The 23,454-nt window shown below is 47.1% G+C and carries 18 protein-coding genes; 11 read left to right on the plus strand and 7 right to left on the minus strand.

Features of this window, described 5'->3' with window-relative positions; all coding sequences use genetic code 11:
* Positions 1 to 373 precede the first annotated feature (373 nt).
* Together QUB66_RS22555 and QUB66_RS22560 are read left to right on the plus strand one after the other, a co-directional pair.
* Positions 374 to 2,629: a serine/threonine phosphatase gene (locus QUB66_RS22555; RefSeq protein ID WP_332969801.1), complete on the plus strand. Its 2,256-nt coding sequence runs from the start codon at positions 374 to 376 to the stop codon at positions 2,627 to 2,629.
* Positions 2,630 to 3,174: 545 nt separating this feature from the next.
* Positions 3,175 to 4,416, plus strand: coding sequence for an FHA domain-containing serine/threonine-protein kinase (locus QUB66_RS22560; RefSeq protein ID WP_265239871.1), 1,242 nt, complete (start codon positions 3,175 to 3,177; stop codon positions 4,414 to 4,416).
* Positions 4,417 to 4,576: 160 nt separating this feature from the next.
* Here the strand turns inward: QUB66_RS22560 and QUB66_RS22565 are convergent, their stop codons facing one another.
* Positions 4,577 to 4,795, minus strand: a complete 219-nt coding sequence (locus QUB66_RS22565) for a DUF4327 family protein (RefSeq protein WP_006631282.1) — start codon at positions 4,793 to 4,795, stop codon at positions 4,577 to 4,579.
* Positions 4,796 to 6,332: 1,537 nt separating this feature from the next.
* On the opposite strand from QUB66_RS22565, the gene QUB66_RS22570 reads away from it, so the two are divergent.
* Positions 6,333 to 7,313, plus strand: a complete 981-nt coding sequence (locus QUB66_RS22570; RefSeq protein WP_265239868.1) for an aspartate carbamoyltransferase catalytic subunit — start codon at positions 6,333 to 6,335, stop codon at positions 7,311 to 7,313.
* 140 nt (positions 7,314 to 7,453) lie between these two features.
* On the opposite strand, the gene QUB66_RS22575 is transcribed toward QUB66_RS22570, so the two are convergent.
* Entirely contained in the window at positions 7,454 to 7,819 is a 366-nt protein-coding gene (locus QUB66_RS22575; RefSeq protein ID WP_265239867.1) for an SH3 domain-containing protein, read from the minus strand.
* 996 nt (positions 7,820 to 8,815) lie between these two features.
* Between QUB66_RS22575 and QUB66_RS22580 the strand changes: the two genes are divergently transcribed.
* From QUB66_RS22580 to QUB66_RS22605, 6 genes are all read left to right on the plus strand, one after another.
* On the plus strand, positions 8,816 to 9,307 hold the full coding sequence (locus QUB66_RS22580) for a molybdenum cofactor biosynthesis protein MoaE (protein ID WP_332969800.1): 492 nt from the start codon (positions 8,816 to 8,818) through the stop codon (positions 9,305 to 9,307).
* A 91-nt stretch (positions 9,308 to 9,398) separates the two neighbouring features.
* Complete coding sequence (locus QUB66_RS22585; protein ID WP_265239882.1) at positions 9,399 to 10,058, plus strand: sigma-70 family RNA polymerase sigma factor; 660 nt, start codon at positions 9,399 to 9,401, stop codon at positions 10,056 to 10,058.
* A gap of 145 nt (positions 10,059 to 10,203) precedes the next feature.
* Positions 10,204 to 10,809, plus strand: coding sequence for an anti-sigma factor family protein (locus QUB66_RS22590; protein WP_265239866.1), 606 nt, complete (start codon positions 10,204 to 10,206; stop codon positions 10,807 to 10,809).
* Between the two features lie 1,079 nt (positions 10,810 to 11,888).
* Entirely contained in the window at positions 11,889 to 12,461 is a 573-nt protein-coding gene (locus tag QUB66_RS22595; protein ID WP_265239865.1) for an ATP-binding protein, read from the plus strand.
* A 139-nt stretch (positions 12,462 to 12,600) separates the two neighbouring features.
* Positions 12,601 to 12,960: a response regulator gene (locus QUB66_RS22600; RefSeq protein ID WP_321161673.1), complete on the plus strand. Its 360-nt coding sequence runs from the start codon at positions 12,601 to 12,603 to the stop codon at positions 12,958 to 12,960.
* Positions 12,961 to 13,082: 122 nt separating this feature from the next.
* Positions 13,083 to 13,271, plus strand: coding sequence for a winged helix-turn-helix domain-containing protein (locus QUB66_RS22605; protein WP_332969799.1), 189 nt, complete (start codon positions 13,083 to 13,085; stop codon positions 13,269 to 13,271).
* A 65-nt stretch (positions 13,272 to 13,336) separates the two neighbouring features.
* On the opposite strand, the gene QUB66_RS22610 is transcribed toward QUB66_RS22605, so the two are convergent.
* Positions 13,337 to 13,741 carry a gamma-glutamylcyclotransferase family protein gene (locus tag QUB66_RS22610; protein ID WP_332969798.1) on the minus strand — a complete coding sequence of 135 codons (405 nt, stop codon included), beginning with the start codon at positions 13,739 to 13,741 and terminating at the stop codon, positions 13,337 to 13,339.
* A gap of 120 nt (positions 13,742 to 13,861) precedes the next feature.
* On the opposite strand from QUB66_RS22610, the gene QUB66_RS22615 reads away from it, so the two are divergent.
* A complete protein-coding gene (locus QUB66_RS22615; RefSeq protein WP_332969797.1) occupies positions 13,862 to 14,461 on the plus strand; it encodes a glyoxalase-like domain protein in 600 nt (199 codons plus the stop codon).
* 278 nt (positions 14,462 to 14,739) lie between these two features.
* Positions 14,740 to 15,225, plus strand: a complete 486-nt coding sequence (locus QUB66_RS22620; RefSeq protein WP_332969795.1) for a hypothetical protein — start codon at positions 14,740 to 14,742, stop codon at positions 15,223 to 15,225.
* A gap of 74 nt (positions 15,226 to 15,299) precedes the next feature.
* Here the strand turns inward: QUB66_RS22620 and QUB66_RS22625 are convergent, their stop codons facing one another.
* The 4 genes from QUB66_RS22625 to QUB66_RS22640 all read right to left on the minus strand — a co-directional run.
* Complete coding sequence (locus tag QUB66_RS22625) at positions 15,300 to 19,856, minus strand: nSTAND1 domain-containing NTPase (RefSeq protein ID WP_332969794.1); 4,557 nt, start codon at positions 19,854 to 19,856, stop codon at positions 15,300 to 15,302.
* Positions 19,857 to 20,033: 177 nt separating this feature from the next.
* Entirely contained in the window at positions 20,034 to 22,163 is a 2,130-nt protein-coding gene (locus tag QUB66_RS22630) for a caspase family protein (protein WP_332969792.1), read from the minus strand.
* A gap of 152 nt (positions 22,164 to 22,315) precedes the next feature.
* Complete coding sequence (locus QUB66_RS22635; protein WP_332969791.1) at positions 22,316 to 23,218, minus strand: peptidoglycan-binding protein; 903 nt, start codon at positions 23,216 to 23,218, stop codon at positions 22,316 to 22,318.
* A gap of 41 nt (positions 23,219 to 23,259) precedes the next feature.
* The coding region (locus QUB66_RS22640) for a peptidoglycan-binding domain-containing protein (protein WP_332969790.1) at positions 23,260 to 23,454 on the minus strand (195 nt) is incomplete at its 5' end.

A 23,454-nucleotide genomic window follows, 5' to 3' on the forward strand; every position in this document is an offset into this window, starting at 1 on the left:
GAAAAACAGGCAAGATGCCTGTTCCACTCATCAAATAACTTTTTTGTCAGGCGAACACGCGAAATCTTAGATGGAGAAGGCTTTCAAACTTTACTGGATTTAAATTGTATATTTCAATCCTCTATTCTCATTCTCCCATTCTCCATTCTCCCCCTCTCCCTCTCTCCCTCGCAGGGCTAATTCCTGACAGGGACGCAACATCTCAGTTGTAAGAAATATCTTAGTTCTCAATTCATCGATAAAATAAGGTATATGGCAATGGGAGTTATCCGTTGCGAGTCACGCCCAAAACTCATAACCTATAACTCACAGCCCAAAACCCAAAACTGCCGAACCCTCAAACTCGATCGCACATCTCCAATATAAAACCCCTATGCTCCTCTGTCCCCGCTGCCAATTTGAAAATCCCGACCCAAACAAGTTTTGTCAACAATGCGGAAATTCCCTAATTTACAAACCTTGCCACGAATGCGGTACCCAAGTCCCTGTTAGCGCCGCATTATGTCAGAATTGTGGCGTCGCAACAGGTCAAGTGTGGCGGGCAGTAATCTACGGTCGATCGAACTTTCCAGTAGTCCAGCTAGACCAGTCAACCATACCATCAGCCGAGATTACACAAAAAACCGACAATTTTTCAGCAACCGCATCGGCCCAAAACCCTCCCAAACCAATCAAAGACGCCATTAAAACAGAAATCACCGCCGATTCTCAACAGGCCGATGCCGCCGAATGCAGCAGCCCAGAAATTGACATTGTGGTTGGCGTAGGGGCGATCGCGCCAGAATCATTTCAAACAGACCAAAAAATCTCTACTACAGCGCCAGAGCGCGAAATAACCCCATCTGACAACAATTTCACAACCGCACCACAGCCTGAAGCAAGGCAGGAACCAACAGACAGCCCCGACGACGCATCTCCCCAATCCCCAGAAATCCCCGTCTCCAATGCCGAATATTTAATTTCTTCCCAGCCAGCAGGAGCTTATTTAGACAGCCAGCAGCGCTACCAACTCCTAGAAACCCTGCCCGCAAGAAAACCCTCAGACACAGTAGCAGTAACAGTATTGGACTGTCAGCCGCTGCAAATGTCACCCCTCAAAGCAATGCTAGCAGCCAAAGGAGCCAGCGTCGCCCAACGAACTTCTCCCTACAGAGCAATCACAGACGGAGAAGATTCGACCAATTCCGCCTTAGCAGAGCTTTGTCAAGGCATAGCTGAACCTTATCTAGCACTCCGGTGGCAATTTTCTCACAACCTGCCAGTCATTCACGATAGCTGGTCAGACAACGAACAGGCAGTGCTGCTGCTAGAAGATTGTTCGCAATGGCCACTGCTGGTAGAACGCTGGAGTCAACCCGAAACTTCCACCCAGCAAATCTTATACTGGCTGCACGAAATGACAGAACTCTGGGCAGCCCTAGAACCCTGGCGCTGCCGGCAAAGCTTGTTGGAACTGACAAATTTGCGAGTCAACCCCGACTCTTCCTTTTCCTTGGCCTCTTTACGACTGGAACGTCTGTATCCAGAACCCGACGGCTCAAACCTGCAACTGGTAGATTTGGGGCAACTGTGGCAGGTGATATTTAACCATTCCGATCGCACTCAGTTTGGCGCATTGCTCGAACTATTGCAACAAATGTATAGAGGCGAGATTAGCACAATAGAAGAATTGCGATCGCGCCTAGAAACCGTTCCCCTCGAACTTCAACCCGCACCTCCACCAACCTTAACCCCCACCCGTTTCCAAAATCACATCCCCGACAACTCGCCCCCCGAAGTTGTTGGCGAAGTCTTAACCCAGCCCATGCCAGTCCAGATTTACTGCTTAGAAGATGCAGGCCTCACCGATGTCGGCCGCACCCGCGACCACAACGAAGACTTCTTCAGCATCTGGACTCAGATTAACAAACTCGAAACCTCCTTCGGTCGAATCTTTCAAACCAAAGGGCTTTACATTCTTTGCGACGGCATGGGCGGACACGACAGCGGAGAAGTAGCCAGCCAACTAGCCGCTGAAACCCTCAGAGACTTCTTTCAAACCAGTTGGCAAAATCAACTCCCCCAGGCCGACACCATCCGCGAAGGAGTCCTACTAGCCAACAAAGCCATCTTTGAAATCAATCAAAAGGACGGCCGTTCCGGCAGCGCCCGCATGGGTACAACCCTAGTCGTAGTCTTAGTTCAAGACACCAAATTCGCCGTTGCCCACGTCGGCGACAGCCGCCTCTACCGACTCCGCAAGGGACAGACACTAGAAAAAATCACCTCAGACCACGAAGTAGGGCAACGCGAAATTAAGCGCGGGGTTGACGCGGAAACTGCTTATTCCCGTCCCGACGCCTATCAACTAACTCAAGCCCTCGGCCCGCGAGACGGTAATTTTCTCAAGCCTGACGTGCAGTTTTTAGACTTGTGCGAAGATACTTTATTGATTTTGGCATCCGACGGTCTGACAGATAATGATTTGTTGGAAACTCACTGGCGGAACACTCTCGAACCTCTGTTCAATCCCCAAGCTAATCTCGACCAGGGAGTTGCTGAGTTGATTGAACTGGCTAACAAACGCAACGGTCACGACAATATCACGGCAATTATCATTCGGGCGCAGGTAGGCCCATTTCGATTTTAGAATTTGGCTGCTGTCAACGGTTCCAAAGCAGCGCCCTGGCCGGCTAGGTTAAAACTGTAATTGTTGGGGGTTCGGGAACAGCAACGGCCTTTTCCGGGCAAGGCTTGACTTTCTGTCCTGTTACCGAGAAAAATGGGTTTAAAGCCTCCTCCTTTGAGGGGGAAATAAAACAAAATTATTCATTGTTTCAATTTTCTTCCTTTTAGCCAGAGGTAACAGTTAACTGTCAACCCTTCGACATATCCATCATCAAAAACTTGTGGCGCTGGCGGTAACAAGCAACCAATGCCAAAAAAACGAGTTTGTGATTGTGAGTCTGACCATCTCTCGATGGGGACTTAAACGCAGCAATGATTCGAGCTCTAATTCCCGTTATCGGTGAGTTTGGCTCGTCAAGGATACGCCGTCCTGAATTCCCGCCTGTAAACTAGAAGCAACCGACTCCCTAGAAAGAAGCAGGAAATAAGTTTCAAATCTGTCCTTGATATCAGTCTTGTCCACGTTATATAAATCTTACCGAGCAGAATTAATCCTATGAATCGAAAATGCTGCTGACTCTTTTAGATCCAGAAAAACAGACCCCCCTGCAACAGTGGAGTTTCGAGAGCGAGTCCATTGTCCGCATCGGCCGCTCTCCTGAAAATCACGTTGTGCTCTTCAATGCTCTTGTGTCGCGGGATCACGTGGAATTGCAAAGACTTAAAAGCGGCACCGACAGTCAGTGGTATTTAGTCAATTCGGGGACAAATGGCACTTTTGTTAACGGTATTCTCATGTCTCAGGGTTGGATAGCCGACGGTGCCCTGATCCAGTTGGCGCGGGGCGGCCCAACTCTGCATTTCCAAGCTGTCACGATTGAACTCGGCGGCAAAATTGAAGCGATCCCTACCTTCAGCCCCGCGATGCCACGGTGTACCCACGCGGGAAATCCGCCGGGGAATTTATTCTGCATCCACTGTGGTGAACCGATTAAAGTCGATCGCACAATCCGCCACTACCAAGTGTTGCGAACTTTGGGCCAAGGCGGTATGGGAACAACGACTTTAGCCTGGGATCGAGAAAAAGCCAAAGCTCAACAACCCGGAAGTTCCCCCGCAGCTTCTTTGGTAGTCCTTAAGGAAATGAACGCTGACATGGCTCAAATAGTCAAAGCTCAAGAACTGTTTGAACGTGAAGCTAAGACCCTCAAAGCGCTGCACCATCCGGGTATTCCTCAGTTTTTTGACTTTTTTGTCGAAGGGGGGAAAAAATATTTGGTAATGGAAATGCTTCACGGCGAGGATTTAGAAAAACGCATCTACAACCGCGGCCCTGTTGCTCCCAAACAGGCGATCGAGTGGATGATCCAAACCTGTGAAATTTTGGACTACATTCACTCTCAAAAACCCCCGATCGTCCACCGGGATATTAAACCTGCTAATTTGCTAGTGAGGCACCGCGACAATGGCATTACAGTGCTGGATTTTGGCGCCGTTAAAGAAATCGGCACTCCTCCGGGCACTCGCATCGGCGTGGAAGGCTACACCGCACCAGAACAAGACCGGGGACAGCCTCTCCCTCAGTCGGATTTATATGCGATCGGGCCTACTTTGATTTTTTTGCTGACGGCGGAAAGCCCTCAAAAGTTTTACGGAAAAATCCCTAGAGGTTACGGGTTTAAGCTCGAAAATATTCCGACGATCGCCCCGAAGTTGCGGGAGGTCATTTTGCGAACCACAGCAGCTAAGCCTGGCGATCGTTTTCAAACTGCTCAACAATTAGCTAGAGCTTTAGCAGCTTGCCTCTAAAAGAAGTCATTAGTCATTGGTCATTAGTCATTAGTTAGGAGTCCTGCCGTCAACCGAACGACCGGCTTTCGGGCAAGCTGTTATCTGTCAACCGAACGACGGAGCTCACGGCAAGCTGTCAACCGTCAACTGTCAACCGTCAACTGTCAACTGTCAACTGTTATTCCTCGTCCCAAGCTTCTACAGCTATCAACTCGCTAACGGGGTCTTGCATAGAAAAATCAAACTCTAGGAGTTGCTGTTTCCAGTAAGGCCATTCGTCGCCATAAAGCAGAGCGATTTTCCAAATACTGTCTGTCGGCTTGATAATGTCAGACGTGACGAGAGAATGCACCTGACGCTGGAACTTAACCATCGGCTGTATAACCTGCTGGCTCATAATACCTCTTGAATTGTTTAAATTTTGTGTAATTACTACTTCCCAGCGCACACTTTTTACCGCAGTTTCGCCAAGAACCGTCTAGCCAAGATACGTGTAGATTTTTGTCGGGAAGCTACATATTCAACTTGTATCTTAACACAGTTCATTTTGACAAGGGCCTATAAGCAAGACTGAAGAGTCAAGACCGACTTCAAAGAATTAATCATCTTTTAAATGTCGCGCTATATGCTGTCGATCAGCAGTGGGAGGTTTGCCGCTTCGATTATTTCCACATGATAGCAGATGCAACGGCTGCGATCGGCTTTTTTTGACAAGGCTTAGTTGGCGACAAACTGCAATTACTGGTCTTTCGCTGTTACAGCCTAATTTCCGCTTTCGGGCGACTAAACCCCACCTGTTGCCACTTTGACGCTAGCTGGTCTGTGAGAGTGGCGTTTGAGCTAGATAAACTCATTATAGCTGCTCTACCAAACTTGGTTAAACTTGATCTTTGTTTCACCATTCAACTAGAAGTAATTCCCGAAGGTCTGCTTCCTGTCTCAATCAGCAGGAGTCGGCTCCTACTTGTTCACAGGCGTAGATTCGAGTGGAGCAACACCCTATGCGTTGCCCGCTTATAACTATTGCTTTTGAAGCTTTTAGCTATTGTTCAACCATTATTTTCAACCAATTTAACGAATCGTGGTATTCCGTTCGACCTTTTTGCAGGCTGGTCAGTTCTGAATTGACTGCGGTTTACTTTTTGAAAATATTTTAAGCCTTGGTTCCCGGCATTATGTTTAAGCTAGCAGATAATTACCAACCTGTCAATACCCTCGTTATCGATAGCTATGATTGACACTCAAGCGGGTTAAAACCACGCTCGATTCTTAATTCAGCGACTGACCTTTAAGCGTTACGTCATGAAAGGCAATACTCAGACCTTTTAACCGTAGAATCCTACCAATTAACGAGCCTGATTCGCAGCCACCCGTCTTGGGTTTATCTCCAAAAGCATACTAGGATATTGACAAGAAGAGTTTGGGTATGCCCTACCCTACTTAACAAAAAGGAAATTATTTTGTTTACTGGATTCAGGACTGTTTTGTTTAGTCCCCGACTGTTTATAGAGTTATCGTCGCTCTTTGTCCCCTGGTTTATGCCTAAAAGTGTGTCTTAGTTTCTGTTTCACTTCCGGCAAAGGAGTTTAACCTTGACTATTACAGTGTAACACAAGTAATGAAATTTCCCGTAGTTTTAGGAATAAATTTAAGAAAAATTGAAGGGGACTGAAGTCCCTCGCCTCGCTTTCATCGAGCGGACTAAAGTCACGCTCGCTTTCCGCATTCCGCTATCTTCTTTGTAACTTTAGTCAAGTATTGGGCGATGTAGTCAAACTCTAGTGACTGCAAAGGTGGTCAAAAATTGTTGGATACTGTTGATCGGAATCCCCGCGACTGTCGATCGAACATTCTAGCTGGCCCACGCAGGCCCGCGCAAATTCCAAACCCATCGTCCTGATGCACTAAATCTCAAATCTCAAATCTAAAATTGTATGACTTGGACAAGGCGACACATTCTCACTCTAGCTGATTTTACCTCCGACGAATACGACACGGTGCTGCAAACTGCCGCCAGTTTTCGGGAAGTGCTCGGCCGCCGCACCAAGAAAGTGCCGGCTTTGCAGGGTCAAGTAGTCGCGAATTTGTTTTTTGAACCTTCTACCCGGACTCGCAACAGTTTTGAGTTGGCGGCGAAGCGACTGTCGGCCGATACCCTGAATTTTACACCGGGAAGTTCTTCTCTGACCAAGGGGGAGACTATTCTGGATACCGCTAAGACTTATCTGGCGATGGGAACGGATTTGATGGTAATCCGGCACGAACAAGCTGGAGTTCCCAGTACAATTGCTTCGGAAATGGATAGATTGGGTTCGAGAGTCAGCGTTCTGAATGCTGGAGACGGTCAGCACGAACACCCGTCGCAAGGTTTGCTAGACTTATTTACTATTTGTTCTTTGTTAGATGCCGAACGTCCACGCCTAGAACTTTTAGCGGGCAAAAAAATTGCTGTGGTGGGGGATATTTTGCATTCGCGGGTGGCGAGGTCGAATATTTGGAGTCTCACGGCTTCCGGGGCTGAGGTTCATTTGGCCGGGCCGCCGACTTTGCTGCCGCTGTTGTTTGCTGAGTGTGGCGATGGTAGGGAAGGTAAGTTATTTTTGCACTGGCAGCTTGAACCTGCTTTGGCTGATGCTGATTTTGTGATGACTTTGCGGCTACAAAAGGAACGGATGAGCCAGCATTTGCTGCCGAGTTTACGAGAGTATCATGCTTTGTATGGGGTGACGCGCGATCGGCTGAAACTCTGCAAACCGGATGTAAAGGTTTTGCACCCAGGCCCGGTCAACCGCGGCGTGGAAATTAGCTCAGATTTGATGGACGATCCCCAATTTAGCTTGATTTCTCAGCAAGTTACCAGCGGCGTGGCGGTGCGGATGGCTTTACTGTATCTGATCGGCGGCGGTAAAGTTTAGCTTGTGGGCTGTTAGTGATTAATTTCGGAGCTTTGATGATTCTCAGGAGCGATCGCCTCTTTAAAATATAATCGTTACCCGGGCCGACCGGGTAACGATTAAAATTCTTTCTAGAAAATGTAAATTACTCTAGTTAAGAATTAGTTGATCCAGGCAGTAGAAACCCAGCCGCCGCCTTTTAGTTGGGCCCAGCCGCGTCTGTAACGACCTGTCAATCCTACGTTATCTCCATTGTATAACTTGCCGATGACACGAGCGCAGCCATTGGGGCGGTGGCGGATATTCAGACGGCCGCCATTGGTGGCAACTTCGCCGTAGCTGTTATGGCCGTGATGACCGCCGCCGCAGCGCTTGTAGTGGCAACTTGCCTGCGCTTCGCCACTGACACTCAGAACAGACAGGGCTACTGCCAGACCTGCAACGCCTATTACGGCAGATTTAGGAATTTTAAATTCCAGTTGGAGCTCGGACTCGGGAGATTCATAAGCAACAAAAGAGTGGCTCAATGCTAGTGCTTCCATAGTTTCCTCGTGATTATGATTAACGTTTTTTGGTGCAGACTCAGTTGATACTCCCCATGCCTAAAGGCGAAGGGATTCTTGAGGAATCCGAATCTGGATTTTCAAAGGCGCTATCAAATCGCCCCTACCCACTCAGTTTAGATTTCTCCAAACATTGTGTATACGTTGTTGTTTTTTTGACGCTTTCAGACCATCGCTAGCCAACAGATATGGTACGCTCTACAACCTGCCATTATTTGCCTTTTAACTATTCCGAATCTTCTTGCGTCGGATATGTCAGTTGCCGGAATTTTTCCGTACTAGGATGTTTCAACACGTAGATGGTTTCTCCTACTTGCTTTGGTGACTTTAACACAACTATTTCGATTATTGTGTAAAGAAATATTCAAGGCGTTGAAACCGCAGCCTACTTTTCCCCGTGTCGGTAGCCCCGGGTTTGCGTCTTGTTCTTTGGTCAGAACAGGCACAAGAGGTTGTTACCGTTTTCCTTTTGCCGAGTATCGGCCAATTCGGCTGAACTCTGCACAGATACATGATGTCATCTAAGTAGCTTTCTGGATCAAAAAATAAATAAAGTTTACATTCTCTGCTGAAAATTTGGATTACACCGATCGCGATCAGGGTAGAATTCAACTTAACGGTTTCATTCAAAAGGGAGCGCAGTCATTGCTTGGGGTTTGAGATTGCTTGCAGCGAGTTGGGCATGATACTACTGATTTTGGTGTGCTTACTGATTGAGTTGCTACAGCCCGATCGACTATTCGATCGCACAAGTCTCCTACTTAGTCATCTTCCAGCACTGTCTTAATTTTGTTCATGGGAGACATATCTTACCTGATCGCAGTGTTACAACGGTTCGGGGCAATCGACATCTCGCTAAAGATTGACTTTGATGTATCCCTGATCAGGATGCAAGATCGATCGCTCGCGACTTGATTTGTGTCAAGATCGATCGAGTACGACCGCACCATTTCTTTCGCAATGAACTATAGCGCTGCACTTTCGATCAGCACAATTCCTGAACGCAATACTCAAGACAGTTTTGCCATTACCTTAGCCCCTTTGTCTGTGGAGGAAATCTACACTTTGGCAGATGACGCGGCCAACGGAGCCGTGGTAATGATGAGCGGTACTGTCCGCAACCAAACTGACGGTCAAGCTGTAGTTTCCCTAGAATATCAAGCCTACGAACCGATGGCCGTGCGAGTATTCCAGCAAATCGCTACAGAAATCCGCCGCCAGTGGGTCGATATCAATCGGGTCGTGATTCACCACCGCGTCGGACACTTGCAGGTGGGGGAAATTAGCGTAATGGTGGCTGTGGGCTGTCCCCACCGGGGCGAAGCCTTTGCAGCTTGCCAGTACGCAATAGATACGCTCAAACACAATGTACCGATTTGGAAAAAGGAACATTGGGCCGACGGTTCAAGCAGTTGGGTTAGTATTGGAGCGTGCGAAGTTGTTGGGCATTAGTCAGAAGCCGATCGCAGTTTCCGAGTCCAGGAACCAATCGCGATCGGGCTGCGTCAAACACAATGGAATGTTCGATGAGCCAATTCCACCCATGAGCGAATTTATTTCCCTGTCCTGGTCTGCGGTTGTGGCGACCGTTCAAAGAGTGCAATTGCCAGCCGAAAAACTCTCTAATTATGACTTGGTGTTGCGGTGTCAGGAAGGAAATAGACCTGAAAGCGCTGCTTTTTCAGAACTGTTAAAGCGGTATCAGTCGCACGTAGACAGGGTTCTATATCACTTGGCCCCTGACTGGCAAGACCGAGCAGACTTGGCTCAGGAAGTCTGGATTCGAGTCTATCGGAATATTAACCGCTTGCAAGAGCCTGTTAAATTTCGGGGCTGGTTGAGCCGCATCGCGACTAATTTGTTTTACGATGAGTTGCGGAAGCGCAAGCGAGTTCGCACTCCGTTGTCGCTGGACGTACCCCGTGCTCTGGAAGATGGGGAGATTGACTGGGAAATTGCGGCCGACAGTCCGGGGCCTGATGAAGATTTGACGACTAGGGAATTTTACGACGAGTTGCGATCGGCGATCGCCGATTTGCCGGAAGTTTTCCGCACGACTATTGTTTTGAGAGAAATTGAAGGTTTAGCCTATGAGGAAATAGCGGAAATAACCGGAGTTTCTCTGGGAACGGTCAAGTCGAGAATTGCTAGAGCTCGTCAAAGATTGCAGTTGCAATTGCAAAAATATCTCGACGGTCATTAGCAAGAGTGATTTCCGAGGTGTGGTCGCGGAAGATTTGATGAAATTTGCTGTGACATCAAAAATTCTATTTTACAATATAAATAAGCAGTAAATCATCCTAATAACGAGCGCGTGCTTCCCCCAATTTGAGCAAGTGGTGTGAAATATGAATGATAAATTTGAATCGGATAAAAATCAGAATCAGCAAGGTATCGGGGATTCACTTGCCCAAAGTCAAGCTAACAACAATTATCCCCAGGGGAATGTGACTACTATGATGCGCGATCGCTTTGAATTGCTGAGTGCCTACATCGACGGCGAAGTTACGGCGGCGGAACGTCGGCAAGTTGAGGAATGGCTGACAAATGACCCCACTACGAAGCGTTTGTACTCGCGACTGATGATGATGCAGCAGGGCTTTCAGTCAATGCCGGTGTCTGCTGCGGAACAATCTGCACAGGAGTTGGCGGCGAAGGTTTTGCAGCGGGTGGAACGCAAGACGAAACGGACTTGGGTTTTGGGTGGAGGTGCGATCGCAGCTTTGTTGATTGCGGCGGTGTCTGGTGTCGCTGGCGGCCGCCAATTGTTTGCTCCTCAGTTTGCTGCATCGCCTGTTCCTGCTGAATCTGATGGTTTGATTGTGGCTTTGAATGAGCCTGTGATGGAGATTGTTAATCCCAATGATTTGATGCTTGGGGTGAATGCACCGGTGATGGATATTCCGAAAGTTGGTGTAGCAAGCCCTCACAAGTCATTGCCAAAGGCGCAGTAGCATTTATTTCTGTTTTGAGCAGTAACCGAAAATCAGAATACCCGGCTGTTATAGAACCCATTTGAGATCTATTCCAGACTGATTACCAGAACTAGGTTTCAGCAGAATTCTAGATTTAGGCTAGAATGGTTCCCCTGTAAGGATTTTACAAAAGATGTCAAATGGGTTCTATAAGAGCCCATCCCACAAAAAGTTTTTTCTCTGGTGGGATGGGTTCTTATAGCCCGTCCGAAAATTTGATTAAAAAGACTTTTGCAAGAACTCTAATTTGACATACTCCCCGCCGTAGAACGGACGGGGATTTGGTTCATCGCAACTTGCGACCATTGTCGTCTTACTGTCGCTCCCCGTCCGTTTAAAGTCTCCCCATGCCCTTCAGGGCGACTACAATCAAAGAATTTGATTGTTGAAGTTATTAGAACACAAGTTTTGGGAAAGCCGTCGTAGAACGACGGGGCTTTAAACCCAATTTTTTGGTAATAAAATCAGTATTTCCTCCTTACCAGGAAGAGCCTGGTAACGCAGATCTGGAGGAAGAGCCTCTTTTCCCCTCGGCACTTCTGGGAGAGGAATTTGGATCAGAGGTGTTTAAGTTATTAAATTTTCATTCCTTAATTCTTGCTAGTCCCTCCTCAGAGACCTTGAGGCTGGTCATTATATAATTTACTTGTTTATTTGTCAATGTCAGTTTTCGATCAGTTTAGCGATCGCAAACTAAGTTTGTCAAAACGTGAGCAACCAAGACAAAATGATAAGGACAACAACGGGATCATCTCTCTGGAGTGTAAAAAGCTTTTTCACAGAGGGCAAGTGTCCCGCACAGCACAGGCTATAGCTCCGAGGGCCATCTCATTTTTTGTAGGAGCCTTGTGGCAAGAGTGGTTGCCCTGGATAGGAGAGGGTCGGCACGGGGCACGATCTTACAAAATCATGATTTTCCTGAGAATGAAATAGCCCTGCTATAGATCCCAGATGGGTTTTATATCTCTAGCGAGATCTGGCGATCGCACGGAGTGTGAAATAATGCCACTCCCTTTTTAGGTAAAAAAGTACACATTAAAATGACAAAGGATAGCACAATGAAAAATAACTTTGATGAAATCCCATCAGGCGGAATAGGTATAAAAGTCATTGGCAAAATTGCCGATGAGCTAAGCTATACCCGCACTTTTGACAGCCGAAACTGTCTGTTAATTGTGAAAAAATATCAGCCCAAACCCAGCACTGAAACTTATTTTTTTAAGCAGCAAATAGATGTTTTAAAAAGCTTGAATTTTCTGCAAAAGCAACGAGATAGCCAATCAGATCAGCCACTTAAAAAAATCAGCTTAAAAGTAAATTCTGATATCAAGGCTGTGGCTCAAGTCTTAGAGTGGGTCGATGCAGTTTTTGAGAATCTACCTATTCCCGAAACAGTTTTTTGCGAATTTAAGCTCGTCAGCATCGAAGGGTTCACAAATGCTGTTCGCCATGCTCATAAAGATCTGCCATTGGCAACTCCAATTGATCTGGAAATAACAATTTTTCCATCACACCTAGAAATAAAAATTTGGGATTATGGTAAACCCTTTGATTTGAAATCTAAGTTGCAAGAAGACTTGGCAGAAACAAGTCCATTTGCTTGGGACGAGCTGGAATTTACGCTTCACTAAAACATGGCTTTACCACGGGTGGTAACAAACCGATTTTTTCAAGAGAATCCTTCGCTATAATTGCCGATTGTTTGAAAAATCCGGTTTCTTTGGTCTATATGTAAGGTCTGAATTGACACTAGGAAAAAATAGTTTTGCCATGACTACTAATACTGCTGCTAAAAATCTAGTTGTGGATGACCCACCACCGATCCGCAATCTAGTTCATCGCTTTTTAAACCAGAGATATCAAGTAGATTCGGCAGCAGATGGCGACACAGCTTTAGCCGTATTTGAGGAATTCAAGCCGATGGTAGTAATTCTCGATTGGAATTTGCCTGATACTACTGGCTATCACCTTTGTCGGGAAATGCAGCGCCGTACTAATGTTTTTGTGATTATGCTCAGCCGCCGTACAGATGAAGCTGATAGACTTAAATTTCTGTCCGCAGGTGCTGATGATTATATCTGCAAACCATTTGGTCTGGCGCAATTGGCATTCGGATCGAAGTTGTGTTGAGACGCATAAGGTGTGTGACTCCATCACGGATTGTATTCGCTCGATTTGCGATCGATCCAGCGAGTCGGGAAGTAACATTGAACGACAAAATTATCAAGTTAACAGCGTTGTAATTTAATATTTTGTATTTTTTTGCAAATCATTCTGGTCAATCTTGGAGTCGCCAACAGCTAATCGAAAAAATCTGGGGTTGGAACTCCAATGATGCAGCAGAAGAGCAAGTTGTTAGCGTGCATATGGGTCAAATTCATAAGAAAATGATTCAATTGGATGCTGCGGGCTCGCAGTTTATTCAAACAGTTCGGGGTTAGGGTAACAGGTTTGACGCAATACGCTTGGGATCAGAAGACAGGGCGGTTGAAACCGCCGTCTAATATTATTTTGTGAAAAACCAATTTTCCCACGTCCCATCGGGCAGCCAGATGCCTCCAAGAGCACGAACGCGATCGGGTAACATAAAGTATGTCCAAGCCGTGCCGAAGGGTTTGAGTTGTCGATCGCAAATTTCCACTTCTTCCCGCTGATATTCGTTTTCCGTCGGTTCTCGCAGCGGATCGTAGTCTTCCAGTCGGTCTAAATCGTCCAAAATAGCGGAATTTGCAAAACAGAGGAGAAAACCGCAGACGATGCCCTCTCCGGCCACCATCGCAGGATAGCCGATCGGCAGTGCAAAAAGTTGGCCACGGGCGATCGCAGGCAAAGCATCCACAACCTTTCCCTCGCAGTAGCGCCGGTAGTTGCACTCCCTCGGTTTGAGAGTGCCGTAGACAAAGACTTTCATCGAGTAGGGCCTAACCGCTAGTTTTTGCTAACATAGATGGCTAAGCTAATAGTTTAAGTCTCGCGGGCGATCGCGACCGCAATCTTGATAAATTTCGTTGTTTACCCTTCCTTATAATTCATGACTCTAGCAGTTAGTTTTATGGCTTTTGGACTTCGGCCTTTGTACTTGAGCTCTTTTTTGCCCGACTTGCCCCTGGACGGCTTGTTTTCGACTCAAGGGATTATGGTGATGCTGCTGGCCGCCTATGCGGGGGCGATGTGGATGTTTCTCACCAGTGCTCCCAAAGTACACACGGTGATGGTATCGGATCTCGGACAAGCCAGGGAGTTCTATGAAGGTATGCTAAACCTCCCCGTTGCAGAAGTGCCACTGCATTACTACTACAATTACGAGCAAACCTTGGGGACAACTGGTATCGATCCCCTGTATTTGTCGCCGAATGTCGGCAGGGGAACGAGCTCTCAAACGATGGGGAGTCCCGAGGGTTTGTGGTATCAGTTGATGAAAAATACCCAACTCCACATTATTAGCGGGGCTGGTGTAGGGGAAAAAAATCGCGAACGTCACGTTTGTTTCGATCGCGATTGTTTGGATCAGCTATTGATGAGGGTGCAAACTCGTGGCATTAGTTATAAAATTCGCCGAGAAAAGCCACTGAATTTTTTGGTCAAGGATTATGACGGCCGCGTGATTGAAATGGCTGAGGTTAGTAATTAAGTAGGTCGTTCTAATTAAAGGTAAAACGATCTCGTGCGCTACCCCCGACTTCTTTTTTTGGGTAATATCATTCCGGCCGGGCCGGAATGATATTAGTCGCGAACATGGCTCATCTCCAGAGAGATAATGGCTCAATCAAAAAATGATAAGAATAATTGAGATTTTTGAGATCTAACTAGATCCTGGTTACACTGCATTAATTGGTTGCCGGAGATTGTTTCCTACGCCAATAATAATCAGTAACACTCTTGTTAACTAAAACCTGGAGACAAGTAATCATGGCAGAAGTGGAAGTTATTGTAGAAAGTTTGTGGGAACTTGATGAGGATCAGCTAGAAGCACAGATTGGCTCTCGCGTACAAGCCATAGGGGATGATGTTGCTGGACGACGTGGAGCAAGAGGGATAGACCCAGCTTCCTTGGAATCTATTGATGTGAACGTTGCGGCTAGAGCATCGATCGATCCAAGATTTTTAGATGCTGGTCGGCAGCTTGTCGATCGCGTAAACCCCTTAGCTTACGAGCTGATGTGCAAACCCCTCGGAGGAAACGATGCACAGACTCAGAAAATCCTGGATGAAGCGAGCGGCCAGAATTACACCAAAGCTGCGAGTATGTTAGCTCCTGCTCTCATCTCTGGACTGGGACTTGCTCCTGCTATTGCTACCCTACTGGCCACGTTGATTATCAAAAAGATTGCCAATTATACCGCTACGGGAATTTGTGAAACTTGGCAGCAAAACCTGCCCAAACCCGCAAGCTGAGCCACAGAAATTCTAGGGGAGGGCGATCGCACGGGCTGTTTTAAAATCCCAGCAGTCGCTTAGCTATCTACTCATCAATCAAGATCGCTTTTCGTCGCATAGGTGTCGCATAGGTGGCGATCGATCTTCTCAACATTAGGGTTATTCTCCAAATAGCCGCGCACCCATTCACACCCGCGCTCCAATACCCGATCGAGATCCAATAGCTCCAAGTTCCACAGCCGCACGGTTTTGTCACTACTTCCCGAAGCCAGCCACTTACCGTCGGGACTCCAAGCTACACTCCTGACAGCTTCGCTACGTTTGAGTATCATCAATTCCTTACCCTGAAGGCTCCAGAGTTTGATGGCGCCGTAATCACTCCCCGAAGCTAGCATCTTGCCATCGGGGCTGAAACTAACGCTGTACACCCAGCCATCACCTCCATTAGATGTCCAGAGTTCCTTGCGATTCTCTAGACTCCAGAGTTTGATAGTCTTGTCCGTACTTCCCGAAGCTAGCATCTTGCCATCGGGACTCCAAGCGACGCTCCTTACCTCACCCCGATGCCCCCTAAGCGTCTTGAGTTCCTTGCCGTCTTTGTTCCAGATTTTAATAGTGCTGTCCCTACTTCCGGAAGCCAACATCTGACCGTCATGACTGAAGCTGACGCTCCAAACTTCCTGCTTATGCCCTTTGAGTGTTGCGATTTCCTTACCGTCTTTGTTCCAAAGTTTGATGGTAGAGCCACTCGTCGAAGCTAGCAGTTGGCCATCGGGGCTAAAGCTGACACTCCTGACATTGCTACGCTCTTTGTGTTTCCAGAGTTCTTTGCCGCCGTTCACCAAGTTCCAGACTTTGATGGTCTTGTCAGCACTTCCCCAAGCCAGCATCTTACCGTCGGGACTCCAAGCGACGCTATAGACTTTATCGCGATGACTCCCTTGAATCCTAGGCAATTCCTTGCCTTCAATATTCCAGAGTTTGACAGTATTGTCATCACTCCCCGAAGCCAGCATCCTGCCATCAGCGCTGAAGTTAACGCTCCTAACCACATCGTCATGCCCTGTGAGTGTCTTGAGTTCCTTACCCTCAAGCGCCCAAAGTTTAATGCTACCGTCATTACTTCCCCAAGCCAACATCTTGCCGTCGGGACTCCAAGCTGCGCTTTCAACCCAGCTACTATTTTTAATCGTCCTGAGTTCTTCACCCTTAAGACTCCAGAGTTTGACGGTTTTGTCAATACTCGCTGAAGCGAGCATCTTGCCGTCGGGACTCCAAACTACACTCCTGACATAATCACTATGCGCCTTATGACTCCAAAGTTCCTTACCATCCACCGCACTCCAGAGTTTGATAGTCTTTGCATAGCTCCCGGAAACCAAAGCTAGCAGTGTACGATCGGGGCTGAAGCTAATGCTCCAAACTTCAGCGCTGTGTTTGAACGTCTTGAGTTCCTGACCGTCTTTGTTCCAGAGTTTGATGGTCTTGTCAGCACTTCCCGAAACTAGCATCTTGCCATCGGGACTCCAAGCGACGCTACGAACAACAGCGCTATGTTTGAGCGTCTTGACTTCCTGACCGTCTTTGTTCCAGAGTTTGATGGTCTTGTCAGCACTTCCCGAAGCTAGTATCTTGCCATCGGGACTCCAAGCGACGCTACGAACAACAGAGCTATGTTTGAGCGTTTTGAGTTCCTGACCATCTTTGTTCGAGAGTTTGATAGTGCCGTCCCTACTTCCCGAAGCTAGTATCTTGCCATTGGGACTCCAAGCGACGCTCAAAACTTCACCCTTATGCCCTTTGAGCATCTTGAGTTCCTGACCATCTTTGTTCCAGAGTTTGATAGTGCCGTCCCTACTTCCGAAAGCTAGCATCTTGCTATCAGGACTCCAAGCGACGCTATAAACGTCACGGCTATTATGTTTGAATGTCTTGAGTTCCTTGCCGTCTTCGTTCCAGATTTTAATAGTCTTGTCAGCACTTCCCGAAGCTAGTATCTTGCCATCGGGACTCCAAGCTATGAACCCAACCTTTTGCTGATGCCCTTCCAAGCGGTTACGCTCTCTCACCTCGTAAACTGCGTGTTGTAGTGCGGTTATAGCGCGGAACCTGGTATCGTCATCTACCCCAATTGCCCTTTTGACTTTTTTCCCAGCTTTTAAGCCTTCTATCACTGCATCTAACTTTTGGTCAGAGGCAAACAGTGTTTCTGAAGATGCAGTTAGGGTTTTAATCTGAGCCACTTGATTTTGATACCACTGCAACCCAGCAAATCCCAAGACAACGGCAAACGCGATCGCCACCAAACCAATTGTTCGGAGGCGGTTGCTATGCTGGCGCTGGAGGCTGCGCTGTACAAACTCAGCCTCTACCTGGTTGAACCAGTTATCTGTTGAATTAAGTACCTGCTTTAAGGAATCGAGGCGGGGGTTAGTATCCCACAGAAATTTTGCCTGTTGCTTTCTTTTCCACAACTTTTTCCAGCGATCGCGCGGATTGGCATTCCAATCAAGCCTTGTCAGTTGCTGGCTGTTCCACTCGAAAGCGGCAGGTGTCAACCGCCGTTGTAAAACTAAATTTTCTTTTTCCGCTTGTGTCCAGGCTAGCAACTTTTCCCATCCCCGCACTAACGCATCATGGGCTGGTTCCACGTAGGGATTCCCATCAGCATCTTGCCCTTTCACTAACAACCTGGCTGTGCGAAAACGCTCAATTACGTCTTTGACCAAACTATTTTTTTGTGGCGGATATTCCAATTCTGATAGCGGGACTTGTCTGCGCGCCAACTCACCGCCACCGAAGGCAACCATTCGCAGCATCAGATGACGGATAACTTGTTCATAGGCTAGATTTTCTTGAAATAACGCCTGATATTCCTCGTCAGCCCTGCGAGTTAACGAGAGAATGACTCCTCCTAGTTCTTGATAATCTTCTTGAGTCAAAGTCCGATCGATTATTGCACCTTTGTCTCGTGCTGCCTGTTGTCGCTTTAAAAACTTAAGATATAGTTCGCTCAAGGCGAAAGAAAGTAGTGGCAATGCTCCGGGCATATCTGCCACTTCATCAATTAATTGTTCGACTAAATTATGGGGTTGAAAATACATAACCCGTGCTTCAGCAGGTTTTTCAATTGCTTCGCGCAGCTCCCCTCGCGTCATTGCCGGAATAATAAATCGTCCGCTTTGCCAACCTTTTGTTAATAAGGTATTGCTCAATTTAAGTTCTTGGCAGACTAACTTTAAGCCAGCATCTCTAACTTGTGGTTCAAAGTCCGATCGCAGGCTTAATACTACCCGTAATTTATCCCCATTGGCATTAATTGCTTTCAGTATCTGTTGGAAAAATTCCTGGCGCTCATGCTCATCGGGACAGAGTGTAATGATTTCTTCGCTTTGATCGATAAAGATGAATAACTTACAAGTGGGATAATTTTTAGCCCAAATAGCAATACTTTGAGTCAGAGTTTTTTTGGGGTTTCTTAACTCGATATTTGGTAATCCGGCATCAACCAGGGCATTATTTAGGGCGGAAAACGGTGTTTCACCGGGACGGATCGGTGATAACATACACCATTTGTCGCTCTTTTCCTGTTTCAATTTGGGAATTAATCCGGCTTTGACTAAACTAGATTTCCCCGAACCCGAACCACCTAGTACCACGGTTAGAGGATGAGTTTTGACAAAATTTTGTAATTTTTCTATGAGTTCGGTTCTCCCGAAAAATAGCTTGCTGTGTTCCTCTTCAAACGGTTGCAAACCGCGATAGGGATTTTGGGATTGATCTAATGGTGGTGCGGGAGGTAGATTTAGGGCGTGTCCTGGCGTGAGGAAAATATACTCGCCTTTGTCGTGTTTTTTGAGCGGATAAATGCCAGGAGTTTGACGGATGGCCCGCGCTGTTGTGGCAATTTCCACCCGATCGCGCAAATATAAATAAAGTTCAGATGCCGTAATCACCCCATCTCCGGCTGGCTTACCCGGTTCTGCTGGAGGAAAGGCATCGGCTTTACCCTCAAGTGCTTCGATCAACGCACAGGCAAACGGTGAATGCACTCCTACTCCTGTTTGTCCGCGATCGTCTTTCAGGTTAAAAGCATCCAGTGCCGTTTGATCGTAAGCCGCTGAGGTGAGGATTTGCCATGCAGGGTCTTGAATAAAGCGATCGTACCGTTCTTTGTGAATCGTACCCAATTCCATCAGAATCGCTTTGCGCGTACTCGACCAGCGAAAAGCACCCGCAAAACAACAGTCGAAAATACCTAGGAAGTGGCGACAGGAAAGCTCATTTAAGGCTTTATTTACGTCTGACATCCGCAAGTAAGTGCTCACGTTGCCCAATTTCGCATTTTGAGGAATCAGATAGCCTTCAGGCCCATCCTCGCCGTTTAGGGCAATGCCATGTCCGGCGAAGTACAAGAGAAAACGATCGCCCTTCTGGATTTTTTGCGGTAATTCTGTTTCTAGTACGTGGCGAAGTTGGCTGAGAGTAGCCGCGCGATCGAGCAGTAGAGTAACCGTGTAGTGATATTCGCGATCGAGGAGATGGGCGATTTCTGTAGCATCGCTGGCGGCAGTTTTGAGTGAAGAGATGCCGTTGATGTAGTCGTTAATCCCAATAACTAGGGCATAGCTATGTTCAAAGTCTGACATACGAATCCTCGTTCTCTGATTGAGATTTTATACCATTTTTCTAAAGATGTGCTATGGATGAAGTCTTAGCCCCCCCGAACTCGCGGGGGGGTTGGGGGGGTAATATCTAGCGCTACTTTATGAAATTGGTATTACTCGTTACTTTCGCTGGATCGAAAGTCCCCTTCTCTGAAACATCTATCGCACGATCGATATTTGAATCTCCTTTGTTGTCCACTCTTGACTCGGATCGAATATCGGTACTGCTCGTCTCGATCGCAACGGAGGTTCGCTAACATCAGCACCGATCGCAGCCAAGAGCATTCCCAGCGGACTATTGTCACGAGCGAAGACTTCTGACTTTGGCGCAATTTCTTCATCAAGTGACGGTAATTCCAGCCAACGAAAATCGTTTTTCCCAATCGTCGCAAAAACTTTCAGCGTTTCCCTAGCTTGGTTATATCTCTCCGTATCAGGTAGCTGAAAGTTCATCGGCTCTAAAATTTCGTCATTGGGATTGAGTGGGTAAAATGAAGTTGCTTGATTTCGGATATTAATGCTAGAAACTTCCCAAGTTGCTTGGAGATTTAACACTCTAATATTTAAAACTTGAGGCGAAACATTTTTGATTCGTAAAAATGTAGCTTCACCCGATTTCACCACTAAATTAGTTGAATCGGGAAATGACTGTGGTTTTTTAGGCATTCCCGGTTGCCAGTTTGGCTGACTCATAAACTCCACTTCTAGCTGATTAGTCAACTCAGAAAATTGATTGCTCAACTCCTGAATCGCCTGATATTTTGCGAGGTGTATCAGACGCTGCACTACTTTTTGCGGAGCCTCAGTATCCTCAATTTTCAGTGCGGGTAGCAGGTTTTTAATGGGCGTGCCAACGCAAATTTCATACTCACCATGTTGGTTAACTGCAACTTGATAATTTTCCTTCTGTTGGGCATCTACTAATTTCAACCAGCCATTTTCTGCGAGTGCTGACTTAACTGCATTTAGTGCGACTTCTTCCCGCTCCTTGATGGCTGGAGACAATTCATTTTCTTGATCGCCAACCTCTTTTTTGAAGAGGCGCACTCCGCGCACCAGCTCGATCGGGGCTGACAGCATCACTGCCTGAGATCCTTGCTCAATCTTGTCCTCACGCAGCACTGCAATCACATCAGCCCAGGCATCTGAAGCACCAACTCTTGAGATTTCAACGATCGCCAATTGCTGATTTTTCTGGGTAAAATCTGTAATACCAAACGGATATATCGCAAAATGAGCGCCCGAACTTAGACCGTTTGCCATCCCCGCATCTAGTCGGACTTGCTTGGGGACTTGCTGCGGTTCTGAGTCTGCCTCAGTGACTTCTTCCTCAATTATTTCAAGCACATTTACGGCATATTGTAAAGATCCGCGATCGACTCCGAAGACAAAGCGATTGCTTTCTCCCAACAGCATCGGCATCTGTGATGGCATCTTACTTTGAATTTTCGCACTGACGCGATCGTGCAATGTTTTGTACGTCAATCCTGAAGGGCTACTGGTTAACGTATCGATCATCCAGTACGTCAGCGCCCCATGTCGCTCCTTACCATTCACCCGATACTCGTAGGCATACTCGCTAGGACGACAGGCAGCTAGCAAAACGTAATCTCTAGGTTGAGGAAGCCACTGCCCGGGGGTAATACTTGCAGGAATTTCATCAGTCAGAGCCTGCCAGTTTTCGATCAGCTCTTGTCGCTGGGCAACCAAGCTTTCGGAGTCTCGCGATGCTGTATCGGTTTCTCCAGCACCTCGAATTGCAACATCGCCGCCTCTAGTTGCTTCTCCAGAGTGGCAGCTATCCAAGACAAGCGTGACAATCAACCCTTTGTCCGTCATCCGCTTCAGCAGTGTAGCCAATTCCACATCCCGCAGGTAGCGCCCAGATTCGTTGCCAACATCTATTGGCACAATTCCCTCATCGAGTTGGTCATCCCCCTTCAATTCTGGATAGATGGTTGTCGTCCGTCCTCCATGTCCAGAATAGTGAATGTAAACCTGCTCTCCCGGCTGAGCTATTTCTGTAATGGCCTGAAACTTTGCCACAATATTTTCATAAGTTGGTTCCGGGTCTTTGGTTGCGATCGTTTCAGCGACTTCAGGATTCGGAGAAGTCAGCCTGAAAATCCGTTCGGATGGAATCTTCAGTGTCTCGGACAGGTAGCTTGCTACAAGGTTAATGTCACGCACGGCTCCTTTAAGATTCTTGTACAACCGATTGGGTAGGTAGTAGTCAATACCTATTAATAAGGCGTAAAAATTCAGTGTTTGATCGGGTTTGTCAGCCATTTTTACCTCATCACTCCAGCATTTGTATTTAACTCAGAGAGTTGAGGTATCAGCAGAGTTCTAGAGCCGTAAGTTATAGCTCTTCAGAAAACTCTGCTCATTCAGCAACTTATTCTTCAGCTCAAGATTTTGTTAACTCGATCGCCAACAGTTCAAGCCATTTGTTCGCGGGTTTTGACAGCGACAATGCCGTCTGGCTTCAAACCCTTCTTCTGCTGAAATTCCTTGACGGCTTTATCTGTCCCCGGCCCAAATTCACCATCAGTCCCAACTAAAATCCCAACCTTTTTCAAGCCTTCCTGAAGCTTGAGTACATCCGAGCCTTCCATTCTGGGCATCGCCAAGCGCAAAGTTCTGGGTTTGTCATCCCACGGCGCTTTAGGAAACCCTGGAGCAGGAGCTCGATTAAGTGCATCCTCGGTTTGAGGGCCAAAGCCGCCATCTTCGGTAATGCTTTGATCGGGATGATTCTGATTCCAAAGCTGCTGAAAAGCAAGTATTGATTGACTGCGAAGATCGATCGTCCCGTCGCCTTGGTAGTCGAAGTGAGGTGGATCGCCCGGCAATGGATTCCAGCCATACCGCATTAAATAAACTTCCCAGCCTGTTGGATCATCAATATCGATCGCTAACCCAGTTTGGTGGTTGCTGGCTCCCGGTGGAGCTACAGGATTAGAGTTGTTGAAGCGATCGTTGTATAGCAGCATTTGCTGAGCGATCGTGCGGTAGGCAGAGTTCACCTGCATCGTTTGACCTCGATCTTGAATGGCTTTCTGGAGTGCCTGTTTTGCTGAGGGTTGTACATAGGGAAAGGCTGCATCCTGCAAGTCTACATTGAAGTCATCAAAACTGACAAAGGCATCTGGCATCATCAGTTGCAGTTGATATATCAACTGCTGGGATAAGCCATTGACCACCGCCGTCGAAAACATGGGTGCATCTTGGACCAATCCGGCGAAACTCCCTCTAACTCCCAACATATCCCGTTCGACAAATTCTTCACAGGCTTCGACAATTACAGGTTGATTAAATAGAAGATCGCTTGAGTCAGTCATGGTTTTCTCCAATCTGTTTGAATTTGGTTACACAATCGATGTTATAGTCCCAATTCTTTTCGTGTTTGGGCACCTACAACACCATCCGCCATTAGCCCTTTCTGCTGCTGAAACTGCCGCACTGCCTTCTCAGTATCATTACCAAAGAATCCATCAGGTTCCAATACTTCTCGGTTAAGGTCTAAGCGGTACTGAGAATAGAAAAATGAAGCTCCTGGCGCTGAGTACCAGTACCT

Source organism: Microcoleus sp. A2-C3, assembly GCF_036706065.1.
Classification (GTDB): Bacteria; Cyanobacteriota; Cyanobacteriia; order Cyanobacteriales; family Microcoleaceae; genus Microcoleus.

Coding starts and splice junctions, on each gene's coding strand:
- QUB66_RS22555 (WP_332969801.1), top strand. CDS start 374: ATGCTCCTCTGTCCCCGCTGCCAATTTGAAAATCCCGACCCAAACAAG.
- QUB66_RS22560 (WP_265239871.1), top strand. CDS start 3,175: ATGCTGCTGACTCTTTTAGATCCAGAAAAACAGACCCCCCTGCAACAG.
- QUB66_RS22565 (WP_006631282.1), bottom strand. CDS start 4,795: ATGAGCCAGCAGGTTATACAGCCGATGGTTAAGTTCCAGCGTCAGGTG.
- QUB66_RS22570 (WP_265239868.1), top strand. CDS start 6,333: ATGACTTGGACAAGGCGACACATTCTCACTCTAGCTGATTTTACCTCC.
- QUB66_RS22580 (WP_332969800.1), top strand. CDS start 8,816: ATGAACTATAGCGCTGCACTTTCGATCAGCACAATTCCTGAACGCAAT.
- QUB66_RS22585 (WP_265239882.1), top strand. CDS start 9,399: ATGAGCGAATTTATTTCCCTGTCCTGGTCTGCGGTTGTGGCGACCGTT.
- QUB66_RS22590 (WP_265239866.1), top strand. CDS start 10,204: ATGAATGATAAATTTGAATCGGATAAAAATCAGAATCAGCAAGGTATC.
- QUB66_RS22595 (WP_265239865.1), top strand. CDS start 11,889: ATGAAAAATAACTTTGATGAAATCCCATCAGGCGGAATAGGTATAAAA.
- QUB66_RS22600 (WP_321161673.1), top strand. CDS start 12,601: ATGACTACTAATACTGCTGCTAAAAATCTAGTTGTGGATGACCCACCA.
- QUB66_RS22610 (WP_332969798.1), bottom strand. CDS start 13,741: ATGAAAGTCTTTGTCTACGGCACTCTCAAACCGAGGGAGTGCAACTAC.
- QUB66_RS22615 (WP_332969797.1), top strand. CDS start 13,862: ATGACTCTAGCAGTTAGTTTTATGGCTTTTGGACTTCGGCCTTTGTAC.
- QUB66_RS22620 (WP_332969795.1), top strand. CDS start 14,740: ATGGCAGAAGTGGAAGTTATTGTAGAAAGTTTGTGGGAACTTGATGAG.
- QUB66_RS22625 (WP_332969794.1), bottom strand. CDS start 19,856: ATGTCAGACTTTGAACATAGCTATGCCCTAGTTATTGGGATTAACGAC.
- QUB66_RS22630 (WP_332969792.1), bottom strand. CDS start 22,163: ATGGCTGACAAACCCGATCAAACACTGAATTTTTACGCCTTATTAATA.
- QUB66_RS22635 (WP_332969791.1), bottom strand. CDS start 23,218: ATGACTGACTCAAGCGATCTTCTATTTAATCAACCTGTAATTGTCGAA.